The organism is Pedobacter sp. AC212 (assembly GCF_979258625.1).
The window spans coordinates 4,354,903-4,371,437 of record NZ_OZ409870.1 but is presented as its reverse complement, the minus strand read 5'-3'; the positions used below and the strand labels follow the sequence as shown (position 1 = coordinate 4,371,437).

The 16,535-nt window shown below is 38.5% G+C and carries 12 protein-coding genes; 5 read left to right on the top strand and 7 right to left on the bottom strand.

The features are described 5' to 3' along the window. Positions 1 to 39: 39 nt before the first annotated feature. From ACZZZC_RS18725 to ACZZZC_RS18715, 3 genes are read right to left on the bottom strand one after another with little or no spacing between them, the layout of a single operon-like run. Positions 40 to 993, bottom strand: a complete 954-nt coding sequence (locus ACZZZC_RS18725) for a hypothetical protein (protein ID WP_463487878.1) — start codon at positions 991 to 993, stop codon at positions 40 to 42. Next, positions 993 to 2,795, bottom strand: a complete 1,803-nt coding sequence (locus tag ACZZZC_RS18720) for an ATP-binding protein (protein WP_463487877.1) — start codon at positions 2,793 to 2,795, stop codon at positions 993 to 995. Before ACZZZC_RS18720 ends, ACZZZC_RS18725 begins: the two co-directional genes overlap by 1 nt. A gap of 35 nt (positions 2,796 to 2,830) precedes the next feature. Continuing rightward, positions 2,831 to 3,481: a hypothetical protein gene (locus ACZZZC_RS18715; RefSeq protein WP_463487876.1), complete on the bottom strand. Its 651-nt coding sequence runs from the start codon at positions 3,479 to 3,481 to the stop codon at positions 2,831 to 2,833. A 406-nt stretch (positions 3,482 to 3,887) separates the two neighbouring features. On the opposite strand from ACZZZC_RS18715, the gene istA reads away from it, so the two are divergent. After that, a complete protein-coding gene (gene istA / locus ACZZZC_RS18710) occupies positions 3,888 to 5,462 on the top strand; it encodes an IS21 family transposase (RefSeq protein WP_463487875.1) in 1,575 nt (524 codons plus the stop codon). A gap of 18 nt (positions 5,463 to 5,480) precedes the next feature. Next, positions 5,481 to 6,206: an IS21-like element helper ATPase IstB gene (gene istB, locus ACZZZC_RS18705; protein ID WP_463487538.1), complete on the top strand. Its 726-nt coding sequence runs from the start codon at positions 5,481 to 5,483 to the stop codon at positions 6,204 to 6,206. A gap of 86 nt (positions 6,207 to 6,292) precedes the next feature. Here the strand turns inward: istB and ACZZZC_RS18700 are convergent, their stop codons facing one another. From ACZZZC_RS18700 to ACZZZC_RS18690, 3 genes are all read right to left on the bottom strand, one after another. Next, positions 6,293 to 8,458, bottom strand: coding sequence for an SIR2 family protein (locus ACZZZC_RS18700; RefSeq protein WP_463487874.1), 2,166 nt, complete (start codon positions 8,456 to 8,458; stop codon positions 6,293 to 6,295). Positions 8,459 to 8,995: 537 nt separating this feature from the next. After that, positions 8,996 to 9,511 carry a helix-turn-helix domain-containing protein gene (locus ACZZZC_RS18695; protein ID WP_463487873.1) on the bottom strand — a complete coding sequence of 172 codons (516 nt, stop codon included), beginning with the start codon at positions 9,509 to 9,511 and terminating at the stop codon, positions 8,996 to 8,998. Between the two features lie 353 nt (positions 9,512 to 9,864). Continuing rightward, positions 9,865 to 10,035 (bottom strand): hypothetical protein, encoded by a 171-nt coding sequence (locus tag ACZZZC_RS18690; RefSeq protein ID WP_463487872.1) that lies wholly within the window; start codon positions 10,033 to 10,035, stop codon positions 9,865 to 9,867. Between the two features lie 368 nt (positions 10,036 to 10,403). Between ACZZZC_RS18690 and ACZZZC_RS18685 the strand changes: the two genes are divergently transcribed. From ACZZZC_RS18685 to ACZZZC_RS18675, 3 genes are all read left to right on the top strand, one after another. Beyond that, complete coding sequence (locus ACZZZC_RS18685; protein WP_463487871.1) at positions 10,404 to 11,483, top strand: TlpA family protein disulfide reductase; 1,080 nt, start codon at positions 10,404 to 10,406, stop codon at positions 11,481 to 11,483. Further along, positions 11,467 to 14,655, top strand: a complete 3,189-nt coding sequence (locus ACZZZC_RS18680) for a SusC/RagA family TonB-linked outer membrane protein (protein ID WP_463487870.1) — start codon at positions 11,467 to 11,469, stop codon at positions 14,653 to 14,655. The genes ACZZZC_RS18685 and ACZZZC_RS18680 overlap by 17 nt, the downstream gene beginning before the upstream one ends. Positions 14,656 to 14,761: 106 nt before the next feature. After that, the gene (locus ACZZZC_RS18675; protein ID WP_463487869.1) at positions 14,762 to 16,126 is read left to right on the top strand and encodes a RagB/SusD family nutrient uptake outer membrane protein; all 1,365 of its coding nucleotides are present in this window, start codon (positions 14,762 to 14,764) and stop codon (positions 16,124 to 16,126) included. A gap of 46 nt (positions 16,127 to 16,172) precedes the next feature. Here the strand turns inward: ACZZZC_RS18675 and ACZZZC_RS18670 are convergent, their stop codons facing one another. Further along, on the bottom strand, positions 16,173 to 16,469 hold the full coding sequence (locus ACZZZC_RS18670) for a hypothetical protein (protein WP_463487868.1): 297 nt from the start codon (positions 16,467 to 16,469) through the stop codon (positions 16,173 to 16,175). Positions 16,470 to 16,535: the final 66 nt, after the last annotated feature.

Sequence of the window (16,535 nt, the reverse complement as noted above, 5' to 3'; positions counted from 1 at the left end):
CTTTGAAATGTTACACTTAACATTTTGAACAGCTGATTGTTATATAATGCCAAGTCCAGATAGGATATCTTTTTTAAGCTTGCTAAGTGGTCGTTTTATCAAATGTTCATCTTCAAGATAAACGCCGAAAGCTAGTCTATAAACCTCTTCAGGAGAAACACTGGTTTGTAATAGACCTTGCAAAGACGATAAATAACTTTCAGAATAAGCTTTTTTAAGGTATATTAATTCCCTGATTTCCTCATTATGAACCTTGTAAATATCATTCAATTTCATAACCGATAGACTCTTGGCCGTAAATGTATTATTTGAAATTAACTTTCTGGTCGCAGTCCTATGGTCTTCCAGGTCATAGGAAAATTTAAAGTCCATTACTTCATTTGGATTCCTATGTTTATGATAGGGGTGAAAGACATCTTTCAAGGTGTAATTCGCAGTTCCTTTAACACTTGAGTTACATACATTGCAGCTTGGTATCAGATTATAAAAGGATAGAGCTAATAGCGGGTAGGTACTTTTCGGAAACCAATGATCTAAAGTTGCTCTAGCAACATATTCTCCCTGGGATGGGATAATGGTATGGGTATAAAGTCGGTTACAGTATACGCATGTTGGTATATCCATGTTTTGAGCAAAGTCATAAGCATGGTAAAAACGGAAAGTCTTATCTTTATCGGTATCAATAAATGAATCATAACGTATCAGTTTTCTAATGCTCTCTCGCATTTTTACTGTATTAAATTTGGACTTAATCTTGTCCAGTTCATCTGGCTTTCCTATGAGGACAGTCTTCATATTCTTATCATTTAAAAAGAATTTTTCAATCGAAGAGTGGATGCCAGTTACCTTCTTGATCTCCTGAGCTAGGCCGATAGGGTGAATTTCTGTGAATGCATTTCCCTGAAGCTTTTTTCTAATGATGTAGCGAATGTTTTTGTAGTGCGCCTGCTTTGCATCGTCGAAAGCCTGGCTAGTTTGGTCGATATAAAACATTATATTCTACCCCTCCTTTCATTTAGTCTTAAGATTTCTTCGTCAATAAGCCGCTTTTCAAAATGTCCAGTTCCAGATGCTTCTGATAACATTTCAGCAAGTTTAAATTTTAAGATTGGTTCGTCGAGACAATGAATAATTCGTTCCATTTCTCTTATAGCATTTTCTGAAAGGTTTCCTTGCTTAATTCGATTGACCATATGGTCAATGATGCTTGCCAAAAAACTACCGATTTGACCGTCTGAAATGAAAAAAGAGTCTTTTAGCAAGTCAGATATATTGGCACCGAATGTGCGCTTATTTTTGGGATTTCCTAGAATTGTTCGGTTGCCCGAACGTTCAAGGTATACCACATTATTCTTTGGGAAATCAGAAAGGGTCAGAGGATCGTGCGAGGTGATAATAATTTGAATTTCATAAGCAGGGAATATTAGTGGTACGACTTTTCTCAGCATCTTAACATACTCCTTCTTCCATTGGGGATGAAAGGCATTATCTCCTTCGTCTAATAATAGCATAATGTTATCATCTATTTTTTCCAAAGAATTTGAAGAGTGATAATCAATGTCCACATTGTTTTTAATATTTCTTGCGTGGTAATATAATGTGCTGAAAAGATTCAGGAGCCCCTGTTCACCAGAACTTAAAATAATCTGCGGAAGAAAGGTAAACATAGGCATCCTGTCATAATCAAACCAACTATTGACGAAAGACTCATTAAATGTATCATATAGTTCAATAATTTGATACGCTTGATTTTCATTGACTTCGATGATTCGCCAATTGTCAGTTATACGTTCATTGTTAACTAAACTAATTATATAATCAATTAATTCGAGTCCTGATTTATGAGAGGAGAAACTGTACTTATCTTCACCGAGTTCTACTCCAGAATTGACTAAAAGCCATTCCAAGGCCTCTCTTATATTTAATTTTGCAAAAATCTCTTCATAATCATCAGGGATATAACCTTCATCTAAAAACTTATTTCCACAGCTTTCGAGTATTGAGACGAATTTACCAAGAAAAGCTTCATAAAGATCGTATTCAAATCTAATCAAGTTACTGATATTTATTGCTTCTTCTTTAGGAGGTTTAGATCCAAGGCCCATATTTGATTCTTTTTGTTCTTGCTCTGCCTTTATCTTATTGAACAGACTTATTATTGGCCCTCTTAATTGATATGCGGTGTCATGAAAATGATCAGGTGAATACACCGAATTTTCAAAATGATTTAATTTAATTTTTACATCACTGAATGTTGGCAATCGCAATTCCTGTATTTCATTTCTGATATAAAAATGATTAAAACCTATCCATCGTTTGATGTTTTCTGAATGATGCACTTCTAAAAAGCTTTCAAATTGCCCACTGTCGCCGTGATTATCAAGTCTCATAAGCGTGTATTTGGAAAGATCTTTGAAATTATTTCTTACTGCATCGAGTGTTTTGTGATGAAGATAGGGAGTATAGTAAATCCGATGAACGTCCTCAATATGATCTTTCACCTCATAATGCCCATTTTCATCCTCTACTACATATTTGCAATGGTAGGCATTACCAATAAGGTTAAGTAGCGTAGTTTTTCCTCCTCCATTACTACCTACTACGCAGGAAAAAAGTGAAATATGTTTAGATAGAATGTCATCCAGATAATTTGGATTTTCGACAACTGAAGTAATGAGTCCTTCATTTAAGGTATAGAGAAATTTACCCCCTAAATTAATGGTCATATCTGAATGCCCTGAACCAAATAAATTCGGCTGATATCCTGCGGGGATATAAAAAGCTGCTATTTTCATGATGGTGAAAGTTAAGATATTTGGAAAAAGCTTGATTATAACAATTGTTTTCCTAGATAGCTTTTACAATAATCCTCAACCTTCCATATTATTAAATTATTTATAGAATCTTTAGTAGTTTTATCAAAATTGATATTATTCCAAAGATGCCTTAAATTTTTTGCTTTCTGTGGCGAAGATTTTTCCCAACAATTTATAGCATACTTCAAAAAGTACAATCCATCTTTGTATTTCTTTTCCTCAATTAGTAGTTTAGAAATCCAACTACATGCGTATCCAATATTTAATATGGAATAAGTATCAACCTCCTTAAGCAGTAATTTTAAAGAAACATAATAACAGAATAAAGCATCGTCGTATCTATTTAGATGTTCTAAGCATTTTCCGATATTTCCATAATAGTGACCACTAAAATCAAAATTGATCTTATTTTTATTTAAAATCTCTTCTAGACTTTCATTCATTAAAAAATGATCTAATGCCTTATTAACGCTATCACCTTTTTTAATGTCTCGTAAAATCAAAGCATTATTATGTCTTAGGCTATAGTTATCAGGGAGATTAGATTCTGCCAAAAGATATACGCCCTCTTCAGCAAATGCAATAGCATCCTCGAATTGCCCTCTATACCATAGTGAGTAAGCCCTCTGGCTACAATAGGATAAATAATTAGAACTTTTGCCCAAAATCAAATTTGCATACTTGTCAAGATTTTGATCACATATTTCATACTTGCCTAAGTGAGTTTGAGTAGATGTTAGAACAAGAAATTGCGAATTGAAATAGGGGTATTCTTGACTTATTGCTTCTTTCTGGATATTCCGCTCTATAGTTTACCACCATTCCGCTGGATATATTACCAGCTATTCCGCTGCATAGCTTACCGGCATTCGGAAGGAAATATTACCAGGTATTCCATTTCAAAACTTACCAGGTATTCCGGAGCAAAGTTTACCATTTGTAACGGTTCAAGGCTCTTAACCGCCTGACATTCCGACACAAAGGTTACCACTTATTCCACGGCAAAGTTTACCATTAAGAGTGATTTACTACCGTTTCTTATAGTTTTGATCAGGATCAAATTATATAGAGATGGCAAATAAACTACTCAGTATGCAAAAAGTAAGACAGATACTCCTGTTTCTTAAACGTGGTTACTCTGAGCGTGAGATCGCCAGGCAAACAGGGGTTTCCCGACCGACCATTCATCTCTATTCGAAATTGCTTAAGGCTACCGGCACCGATTACGATGTGCTCTTTAATATGGGAGACCATGATTTAAATACCCTTGTCCATTCCCAAAAGGAACAAAAGGATGAGCCCATCGATCTAAGAAAGTTTCATTTTCAGCAACAGGCTGGTTATTTCCTTCTTGAACTTAAGCGTGTTGGTGTTACCAGGTTCTTGTTATGGCAGGAGTACCTAAAGTTATATCCATCAGGGTTTCAGTATTCAAGGTTCTGCGAACTTCTGGATATTGAGCTTTCCTCAAGAAAGCCCAGTATGCGTATGGAGCACAAGCCAGGTCACCTTCTGGAGATTGATTTTGCAGGCTCAAGACTTGATTATGTTGATCGCGATAGCGGTGAGGTAATAGAATGTCCTGTTCTGGTTGGAGTACTCCCATTCAGTAGCTACTGCTTTGTTATGGCGCTTCCGGATGCATCCCTGGTTAATGTTATCGGTGGTCTCAACAAGATGTTGGATTATTTCCAGGGAGCTCCGCTGAACATTATCTCTGATAATATGAAACAATGGGTGATAAGGACATGTAAATATGAACCTACTTTTCCTGAGCTACTGGAGCAATGGGCATTGCATAATAAAGTAGGCCTCTTGGCCACCCGTCCGGGTCGGCCAAAGGATAAACCATCGGTTGAGAATCAGGTGCTCATTTTCTATAGAAGGGTCTTTGCGCTTTTACGCAATGAAAGCTTCTATAGTCTGGACGAACTAAACAGGGCTATTCTTAAAAAGGTAGACGAGCACCACCAGTTAAACTTCCAGAAAAAGAGCTATAGTCGGATAAATCTCTTTGAGACTGAGGAAAAGCCACTATTGCAGCCCCTGGCCGCTCATCCATTCGAGCTGTCCCACCACACAAAAGCAAAGGTTCAGAAGAACTATCATGTAGTGGTCGGTGAAGACTGGCATTTCTACAGCGTACCATTTGCTTATCTGGGCAAAAGCGTAACCATCATTTATGATTCAGACCATGTGGAAATCTATTATCAACTTGAACGAGTTGCGATACACAAGCGAAGCTTTAAAAAGCATGGCTATACCACAGATCTGGAGCATATGCCGGAAAATCACAGAAAGATTGCTGAAAGGCGTGGTTGGGATCCTGATTATTATTTACTGAAAGCCGAGCAAAACGGCCAGGCCACCCATCAGTTCTTCAGTAAGCTGATGGAAAGTAAGATCTCCATTCATCAGGCTTATGGGCCATGCCTTGGAATACTTAGGCTGATAAGTTCCTTTGGAGCGGTGCGGGTTGAGAATGCCTGCAAGAGAGCCTTAAAAGGATATAAATATAATTATGGGGTACTAAACAATATCCTATCCAACAATATGGATCTCCAGGAGGATACTGCTCCGGAAGGTTCACCAATCCCCGACCATGGCAATCACAGGGGAGCGGCAGCATATGAGACGCTAAACTAGAAATCAATTCCATATAAAATGAATAAACAATCAACACTGGATCAGCTTAATTCACTTAGGCTACCCGGCATGGCAAAACGTTATCAGGCCATGTTAAACCTACCTAGTCATCAACAGGAAGATGCATATTCACTGGTAGCAATGCTCTGTCAGGCTGAAATTGAACATCGCAACTTTCATCGAACCGAGAGGTTGTTGAAAAACAGCAGGCTTCGTTACAATGCGCTGCTTGAGGAAGTGATCTGCAAACCGGAACGTGGACTGACCAGAGAGATGCTTGGCCAGTTATCTGATGATAGTCTGGTCAATAGATCTCAGAATATCCTTATTCATGGGCTAACCGGTTGCGGGAAAAGTTACCTTGCCTGTGCTCTGGGAAGGAATGCCTGCTTGATGGGACACAAAGTACTATATCTTGCCATGAATAAATTCCTGGAGGCTATCGGGCAGGCAAAACTTGACGGAACCTACCTAAAGTGGATCAAAAATATAGCTGCACATGCAGTTGTTATTCTAGATGACTTTGGACTCAAGCCGCTTTCCCATGATGCAAAACTTGGACTGCTTGATATTCTTGAAGACAGGTATGGAAATGGTTCAATCATCATAACCTCCCAGCTTCCGCTGGATAAATATTATGAGTTCATTAACGAACCGAGCCTTGCAGATGCAATACTTGACAGACTGACAGCATCGGCACATAAAGTTGAACTCATGGGCGAATCTTTGAGAAAGAAAAAATAAACCTTATTATTGTTAAACAAAAAAGCAACTCTTATAATAAACCAGCTATCGCTGGTAACCTTTGTGTCGGAAAACCTGGTAAGGTTTCAACGCGGAAATACTGGTAAACTTTTCTCGGAATATCCATCTTTCCAACCAATAGTATTGAATAGCAATTCAGCTACTCTTAAATATTCTTCTAAGAATCCAGAAGTGAGTATCGCTGAACTGACCTCTTCTAAAGAAATTAGTGCAGGAGTAAAATCTTTTTTGTTAATCTGCAATTCAATTTTAGAAGTCCAATTTTGAAACTCACTAATTGTCAAATTGGAATTTAATTTTGGTTTGAGGACATAAATAAATTTATCGTAATATTGAACGAAAAGAGTTATGAATTTAGCTCTTTCATTATTTGGGTATTTAGTTAAAACAAACTCTTTAACTAGGGGATGCAGCTCTATTTCCTCATCACTTAAAATCTCAACTAAGTTCAGGTTTTTTAGAACACGCAATGCCTTATTAAATTGATTAGTATTCAATTCACTATCGAGTATACTTCTTAAATTTTCTTCCCTTTCAGGCTTAACTGTTTCTGATATCCCTCTAATTAATGTTTTTTGTTTATCATTCAATGAGGTCCAAACTTCATTTAAAATCTTTTCTGATAAGATTGCAGAAAAATTATCTTCATCGAACGATGATTTCTTTTCTACACGATTAATAAAATCATTAACAATTTCGATTCCTCGAATGGCTTGCCCCGCAATTAAATTCAGCCATAAAGGGTGGCCTCTTGTAACTTTATGTGCCCTAATACTTAAGGAGTTTAGTTGTGATTTATTGATGGATATGTTATAAAGCCCAAACAATTCTTTACATTCTTCTTCCGATAATCCCGTTAAGGAAATCTGGTAAAAATTAATACCTTCTTCTCTAATAAAAGGTCTACATGTAAATATGAATTTCGAATAGTGGTCTCTATTTAATATCTGTTCAAAGAAATAGCCTAAACTTCCTGTTGGTTTAAATGTTTCAAGGTCAATGTAACTATCAACGTTATCAAAAACAAAAACAATCCTACGTTTTTCAAGATAGTAAAAGAAAGTATCTACTAAATCTTTCGCATTCATATCGTCAAGATTAACAACCTTGGAATTATTCGTTAATCTTTTTATCAAAGACATTAGCTTAGTTTGAAACCGATTGGTTTCCTCTTTAAAGTCTCTCCAATCACCAAATTCATAAATCTTAGAATCAAAATAATTTCGAAGAAAATGCGCTGCTAAAGCAGATTTACCTTGCCCACCAATACCTGTAATAAACACGACTTTAAAGTTATCATTGCCAATATTCACGATCTCTTTACTTCGCCCTACCCAAAATTTATTATTTGGTGGTGAATCAAATTCTGAGCCTTGAGAAAATTCAATTATAGTTTCCTTGGGCTGATTCCCTAAATGGCTTTGTAATTCTTTTATTTCATTTTTCTGCTCGATTTTAATAGAAATTAACTCATCTAATAATTCATCTATTTGATCAAAATCTTCAATAAAAATAGGTGTAACTTTGTTAGGCCAACTTTTATCTTTCTGACTTGTAATTACGAAATGTTCAGGTGTAAATCCTGAATATAAACCACTGATGTAATTGAAAACGTAATTAATATATGGGTCGTTTAAGCTAAATCCAACAAATAATATTGATTTATCAGAAATGATTTTTTTCAATTCAAAAGTTGATGATTTTTCATCAATTGAATAAAGCTCTTCATATTCTGATGGGAATAAGATACATCGATCTGGCTCATCTATATCCCCATGAATTTTAAATATGTATTTTTCAAATTCAGACAATTTGGCAACCTTGTAATTATTTGTATAAACAATTTTCTCATGGCCTGAAAGTGATTTTTCTAATAAGTTGTCATAATTTGTTGTTATAATTTTATCAGATAAATCGCCTAATTTCTTGTGAATAGGAGTTGGATTATTACTATCATATTTTTTTAATTCTTGATAGAATACCTCAATTGAACTTTCTTTTAAATGACTTATTTTATTTAAAACCTCGATTGGGGTAAACAGATCATCTTTAAGTGCTTCTTTAAATTTTAATCCTTTGGGTTCTTTTGAACCTAATCCATCTAAGATTTTATCAACTAATACATTCCAACTAGGTAGGCCTGCTGCTAGAGATATTCCAGCTCCTGTAAAAATTACAAAATTATTCTGCTTAATCTTTCTTTTAAGATCTTCTGGTATATTGAGAGTCATTTAATTTGTTTTGATATTCGGACGTAATCTACCAATTCTATAATTCAAAAGGCTAGTAAATTTTCAACATAACAGAGAATACAGATGTGCTCTTTCTGTAAATATTACGGATACATTCTTATTCATAAGAAAATGTTATATTTAATCATGGAAAACTAATCCTTTTAATTTCCATTCCTAATTTTTACCGTAGCGAAAGCTCAAAAACAAATCCTTAATGATAGTGCCTCGAAACATATTGGCCAGAAGGTTTCAATATGTGATTCCGTTTACAGCATAAAAGTCTTGCCTCATTTAACATTTGTTAACATGGGGGGCAACTATCCAGATCAAAAATTAACATTGGTCCTTTACAAAAAGGATTTGTACTTATTGAATATCGAGCCGTCGAATTTATATCTCAGCAAACGTATTTGTGTAAACGGTCGTATCATTAATTATGAGAGTAAGCCACAAATCGTAATTCGATCATTAAAACAAATCGAGATTAAATAATTACATGAGTTTGATGGAAAATCAGTCGGAATTAGCAGGCTATTAAAGCTGTTTTCTTTTTTGATATAGGAATGTGCCTTTTTTAGTTGCATGTGGTAACACATCAATTAAATTAGGCATTCTTTTTAAAGTTATGTGTAACGAATTGGCTTTAAAGTCAATGCCCATCTCTAGAAGAAATGATCTTATTTCATTTGTTTCCTTCGGGCTATCTAGAAATTTTGTATTCAAAACTTTATTCTTTAAAACTTCGGCAATGGATGGGCTATATCCAAGAATTACTTTTATATCTGGATTACTTTCATACTTACGTATGAGATCTTCACGCAAATTCTCGTCTACATTGTAGTCTACATTACTTAGTTCCTTTAACGGGATTGAGAGTATATCAATTATTCCGGTAAGTGATTCCAAACGGAACGTTTTTTTGCCTGACTCAATATTTGCCAAGGTCGCTATTGATATATTTATTAACTCAGAGAATCGCTTTGAAGAAAGTTTAAGGGCCTTTCTAATGGCTCTAACATTTTGGCTTATTATGGATGAGCTTTCTATCATCCAATAAAATGACTGAGTGAAATCGTGACAAATTCATTAAATATTTGTTTTTATTGTCACGATTAATTATATTAGCATTATAATTAAAGATTAAACTCTTTAATAGGTATTAATTTAAGAGTCTCGGCTACCAAATTCTCACAATCAACAGCCAACGAGGCAATAGATTTATGCCTGTAGTGATATTTTGCATATTTTTACGTGCACTATAGATCTATAGGCTCTATTGTAATTCCGTTGGCATGGCCGTGAGAAGCCTGGTAGATGGTATTTAGAGCCTATTATAGTGCTCGTATCAAGAGGTTCGTTACATAACAGTTATGAACCAAATGAACAAACAAGTACAATTTTTTTCATTGCCCCATCCCAGGGCGGTGCTTGTTTTTGCGTTCACCTTCATCCCAAATTACTCCCAACATGTTAGCCATCCCAGAAAGTGCCCTTTTGATTATTTGTATGCGTTGAAGCCGAAGAACCCTGTTTAGTTTAAGGTGGCAAGCCCTGTTTCGTTCCCTTTTTTTCATAATGTTAAGGTTAATGATAATCGTTTGGGAGCGGGCAGGGTTTTGTCCTTCGACAGGCTCAGGATGACAAGTGGAGTGTGAAGTTGGAAAGTTGTCCTTCGACAGGCTCAGGATGACAGGTGGAGTGGAAAGGTGGGTAGGTCCTTCGACAGGCTCAGGATGACAAGTGGAGTGGAAAGGTGGGTAGATCCTTCGACAAGCTCAGGATGACAAAGCTATATGGGCTAAATACCTATACGGTTGAAAATGGCTCAAAAAATTGTTAGCCTAAAGAGGTAGATTGAAACTTAAGTTTTCGGTAGGGCTCGGGGTAACTGTTGAGCTGCATCAATTATTAACGATTAACTAAACAAACTAATACAAAATTTATGATTCAAAAAATAACGATAGCCATCGTAATGGGATTGGTATGGCTGAAAATTCTTAAAATAAAGGGGGTTTTCTTTTGCCTCTATGCCGGCGGGCATCGAACTTTGGAGGGCCAAAGTACGCAAAGCCCTTTGCTTTTCCAGCTATGCAACTTGTCGCACGAGGCCTTTGCGCAAAAAAATGGCAAAAGCTCGAGCTTGGTTCCGCAAAGGGCGGAACAGGCTAGGCTCTATTCTGCCCGCATTTCCATTTGCCATTATCTTTTCCCGTTACTTGGGAAAAGCGGGCGAAGTAATAGGGGGTTGGGGTTGAGGTTAGTGCAGGGGTTTGCTGATTTTTTCAGTGCGTTTAACCTATATGGTAATGGTTTTAGCGAGGGATATGCTAGGCGCTTTGAGCTCCCACGCTTCGAGGAGAAGGCAGGGGGTGAGGTTTGTTCACTTTCTTTACTTGGCAGGCTTTCTTTTGCTGAGATCAGGCTCACTCGGTTGTTGCGCAAACAGCTGGGGCGTATTGCCATATTGTCTTTCTTATTGTTGGCTTATCATATTCCTTTGCGAGCACAACAGGCGAATAAGCCAATAGCGAAATTGATGGTTGGGGATAAATTGCCAGCGGCTTTTTGGAAGCAGGAGCATCGTTTTCTTGATAAAGGCAAGATTGTAACTGCTACGCTCGAAAGGTTTAAAGGGAAAGTAATGCTTATTGATTTTTGGGCTAGTTGGTGCAGCAGTTGCCGTACAGCTATTCCCTTAATTGACAGCTTAAGCAGTAGGTTTAAAGGTGACATGGTTGTCGTGCCAGTGGTTACGGCCTCAAATCAGGATAAAATCTCACAAATCGATCAAGCCTTGAAGGATGTTTTGGGCGACAAATATCTAAGTAGTACCCCAACTATCGTAGAGGATAAATATTTAGAAACGGTTTTGCCTTTTAAGTATTTATCTACCAGTGTCCTTATTGGTCGACATGGCAGGATTTCTGGTTTTATACATCACGATTTACTAACGGCAGAAACTATAAAGCAACTTATTGATCACACTCAACCTCCAAGAAAGAGAAATGAAAAAGTTAAATAAAATGATTGCAACCGTGGGGTTGTTCTGCTGCTTTTTCAGACTGGCCGCTCAGGAAAGAACATCGGGTAAAATTATTGACGCAAATGGTAAAGCCATTCGAGGGGCGAATGTTCTGATTACGCCAGGTAATGTGAAACTAGCATCGGATGCCTCAGGCGTTTTCAACTATCGGTTGAAAGCCGGGCAGTATATTTTTAAAGTTAGTTGCCTGGGTTATGAGGCGTTTGTACAGGAAATTAGTTTACCTGTATCTGGCACCTTAACTTTCAGGCTGATTGAACATAGCCAAACTTTAGGAGAAGTAACCATAAATACGGGATATCAGAAAGTGAGCAAGGAGCGAAGCGTTGGTTCTTTTGTTCAACTGGATCAGGCGCAGCTTGACAGGCAATTTAGTGGGGATGTTTTAAGCAGACTGGAAGCAATTGCAAATGGGGTAAGTGTAGACAGGCGATCGAACCTTAGCGGAAACCTGATGGTTAGGGGATTGAGTACGATTAACGGCAACAGACAACCTTTAATTATACTGGATAACTTTCCGTATCAGGGCAACGTTGAAAATCTGAACCCTAATGATATGGAGAGCATTACTATTTTAAAGGATGCGGCTGCCACCTCGATTTGGGGCGCACGGGCTGGGAACGGCGTGATTGTGATGACATCTAAACAAGGGAAACGGAATACGCCATTGGCAATCGAATTTAGTGGAAATGTTAATCTTACTGAGCAGCCAGATCTATTGTACTTGCAACAGTTGAAGTCGGCCGATTTTATAGACCTGGAGAAAGATCTTTATGTGATGGGGTTCTACGATGCAAATATTAATTCTGTTTTGCGGCCGCCTTTATCGCCTGTTGTAGAATTGCTGGTTGCGAATAGTAAAGGGCAAATTAGTACAGAAGATCTGAATACTGCTTTGAGTATGTTGGAGGGAAATGATGTCAGGAAGACTCTACTGGAATCGAATTATCAAAAAGCATTCAGGCAACAATATGCTATCAGTTTACAATTGGGGGGAGAGCAGCTGACTACATATGTTAGTGCTGGTTATGACCGTAACATTTCGGACTTAGGAGCGGCAGGGAGCCGACTTAGCTTTAATTATAAAAGCATGTTGCGTTTAAGTGATCGGTTGAGCATCAGCTGGCAGGGGCTTTACACCGGAACCAAGAACGGAAACGGCCGGGCCGGTTATCAGGATCTGGCAAACGGGAGTAATCAGCTATTCCCTTATTTAAGTGTGAGGGATGCCCAGGGAAACCTCGTGGCTGTGGCGAAGAATTATTCTATGAGCTATTTAAATTCTATGAAAGGGTATCTGGACTGGAATTATTATCCTGCCGATGATTACCAACATCAGGATTTGAGTGTTAAAGTTGGTGATTTGATGGGTAACATTGGGGTGAATTACAAGATACTTAAAGGGCTTGAAGCTTCGGTGCAATACCGCTATGAAGAACAGCGAAGCAGTAACCGAAACTACTATGATCCGGAAAGTTATATGGCGAGGCTGGCCATAAACCAATATACGCAAATTAATGGGGCAAACACCATTTACAAAGTACCCATGGGCGGAATTTTAGGCTTGGAAGAAGGCGTTATGACGAGCCAACAATTGAGGGGGCAGCTGAACTGGAGCCAGCGTTTCGGATCACATGATTTTTCCGTATTGGGTGGAAGCGAAGTGAGTAACCAAAAGAATATTTCTGCGGCCAACCAACGCTATGGTTACCGAGAAGAAACGCTTGCTTATGGCAATGTGGATTTTACGACACCTTATCCTAATTCCGTTACCGGTTTTAGCGACTTTATCTTTCCAGGAAATAATGCGTTGGGCGAACGTTTGACCCGATTTGTTTCGTTTTATGGAAATGCAGGATACAGTTATAAAAACCGTTATCTGCTGAATGCCAGCGTAAGGCGTGATGCTTCAAATGTTTTCGGGGTGGCGAGTAATGATAAATGGAAGCCCTTATGGTCAGTTGGTGCGGGATGGATTATATCTGACGAGGGATTTTATACATCAGCAGTATTTAACCGCCTGAAACTGCGGCTGAGTTATGGCAAGAGTGGTAATGTTGACCCTGGAAGATCGGCACTGGCCACGATTATCAGTACAGGTGCTTCTCCTTTTACCGGAACAAATGCTTCCCGGTTTAATACTTATGCCAACCCCGAGTTAAGGTGGGAGCAAGTTGCTACCACCAATGCCGGAGTAGATTTTGATATTCTTCAGTCGAGACTTAGTGGTAGTATAGACGCTTACACCAAGAAATCTACTGATTTATATGGAACTGCTCTGGTTGATTACACGGCGGTGCCTAGTACTACACTGACTAAAAATGTGGCCAAGATACAAAGCAGGGGGATTGATCTGATGTTGAACAGCCGAAACATGAGCGGGGCTTTTCAATGGAATAGTCAGCTTAACCTTAGTATTTACCGGGACAGAATATTGGAATACTACCTGCCGTCTTATAGTGGACAAAATCTGGTTAGCACTGGTAATTCTGTTAGTCCGTTGGCGGGTTATCCTGTTTATGCCATGTTTTCTTATCGTTTTGGAGGACTTAGTCCGCTTAATGGAAATCCTCAGGGTTATGAGACAGGTGTAATCAGTACCAACTATACCAGCCTTACAGGTACTGCTACCACCGTTGATGATCTGGTTTATAGCGGATCGGTTTTCCCAACAGTTTTTGGCGGGCTGGGCAATCAGTTTCGATACCGAAATTTGACCCTTGATGTACAGGTGACTTATAAGCTAGGTTATTATTTTAAGAGGCAGGGTATTAATTATAGCAATCTCTATAACCAGGGCACCGGGCATAGTGATTATTCGATGCGTTGGCAGCGGCCAGGAGATGAAATAAATACTCAGGTACCTTCGGCGGTTTATCCGGCTGAAAGCAGCAGGGATGAATTTTATAACATGAGTGACGTACTGGTAGAAAAAGGAGATCATATCCGACTGGCCTTTGTAAACCTGAGTTATACGCTTAATGAAAGGTTTAGTAAACGTATAGGCTTGAAGCGGCTACAGCTTACCGCAGGTGCTTCTAATCTGGGAATTTTATGGAGGGCAAATCAGTTAGGTATTGATCCAGACTATCAGATCGGTGCCATACCACCATCAAAGACTTTTAGCTTCGGATTGAGAGCGGGGTATTAATGAGTTGGGAGTTGGGAGTTTGGAGTTGAGGGTTTGGAGCTTGGAGCATGGAGCTTGGAGTGGAGGACAAAGTATTAATTGAAATTATCTATTAAGAGTAACGATTATGAAATATAAAGTATTGATTTTGATTGCCACAGGGTTTTGGCTTGTATTGAGCCTGGCCAGTTGTGAAAAATATCTTGAGGCCAAATCAAATAAGCTTTTGGCCGTACCGCAGACCCTTGATGATTTAAGGAGTCTGATGGATGATTATTTAAGGTTAAACCAAGCTGCGGCCTATGCCGGGGAAGTTGCTTCTGATGATTACTATATCACAGACGCCAATTTATCTGGTGTGACCCGTGAAAGCGATAGGAGGTTGTATAGCTGGCAGGCAGATTACGTATTCGATCCGGGATCGAACAGCTGGCAACATCTTTACCGCAATGTTTACTACGGGAATACGGTTTTGGAACAGATTGTGAAGATACCTAAAACAGCTATGAATGGTGCAGAATGGGATAATATAGCTGGAATGGCTTATTTTCATAAAGGAATCGGATTGTTGCATGCTGCTTTTATCTGGTCGCCAGCACACGATTCGGCGCAAAGTTCGCCCTATGGGGTGCCTATCCGAACTAGCATAGATTTTAACGAGTTCACTACAAGGCCTAGTGTATCAGAAAGCTATTCTCAGGCAATTGCAGATTTGAAAAAGGCTGCAGCCTTATTGCCTGTTAGCCAGGTGCATGTGATGCGCCCATCGAAAGTATCGGCATATGCTATGTTATCAAGGGCATTTATTGCCATGAATGCATTTCATGAGGCGGGATTTTATGCCGATTCTGCGCTGAACCTGAACAATAAACTTTTGGATTTTAATACATTGAGCACAAGCTCAACTGCGCCATTTCCGCAATACGGAGGAGAAACATTGTTTTACTGGAGTATGACTACAACAACAGCATTAAACCAGGCACGTTCTTATATTGTGGATGAACTTTATAATCAATATGCTACTGCTGATTTACGGAGGACGATATTTTTTAGGACAAACGCCAATGGTACACGGTCGTTCAAAGGAAATTATACCGGTTCAACAGCCCTCTTCGCAGGGGTTGCTGTTGACGAAATGTATCTGAATAGGGCGGAAGCACTGGCCAGACAAGGACTGCTTACTGAAGCACTCAGTGACGTGAATTTTTTATTGAAAATGCGGTGGAATAAAAATATTTCTTATCCAGTCTTTCAAAGTTCCATTCAGCAGGAGGTAATTGATAAGATATTGACTGAACGGCGGAAAGAGTTGGTGATGAGGGGATTGCGCTGGGTAGACTTGAAGCGCTTAAATCGAATTGGAGGAAATATTAGCATTAGTAGAGCAACTAATCAGGGACAGTCCTTTTTGAAGCCCAATGATCTGCGTTATGCGATGGCTATACCTGAAGGGATTATTAGTTTAACGGGTATCTCTCCCAATCCAAGATAGGCATTTGAAATAAAAGCTGTACCCGAACGGGTACAGCTGATTTTGCCTAATCTTTAGTTGCGTCTGCCTGATCTAATAGATCATCTGCAGACTGGGTATCTAAATAAGAATCGAAAGCAGCCAAATTGCCATCGTAAGTAATGCGGCAAACAACATTATCGCCTGAGGCACAAGGTGAAGTGCTACCAGAAACCTGTTCCCAATTTGATATATTGCGCATATCCGTAATATTAGCGGAACTGCTTTTGTAATGGTACTGTGTTGGTGTTTTTAAGTTGGTGGTGAATGCACTTGCTGCAAATGCGATTGCGATGGCCGCCAGGCCGAAAATGTAATTTTTCATGTAATTTAAAATTTAGTTTAGGATTTAAAAGGCTACTCAATTCGCCTCCGGTAATTTGGTTGTTTA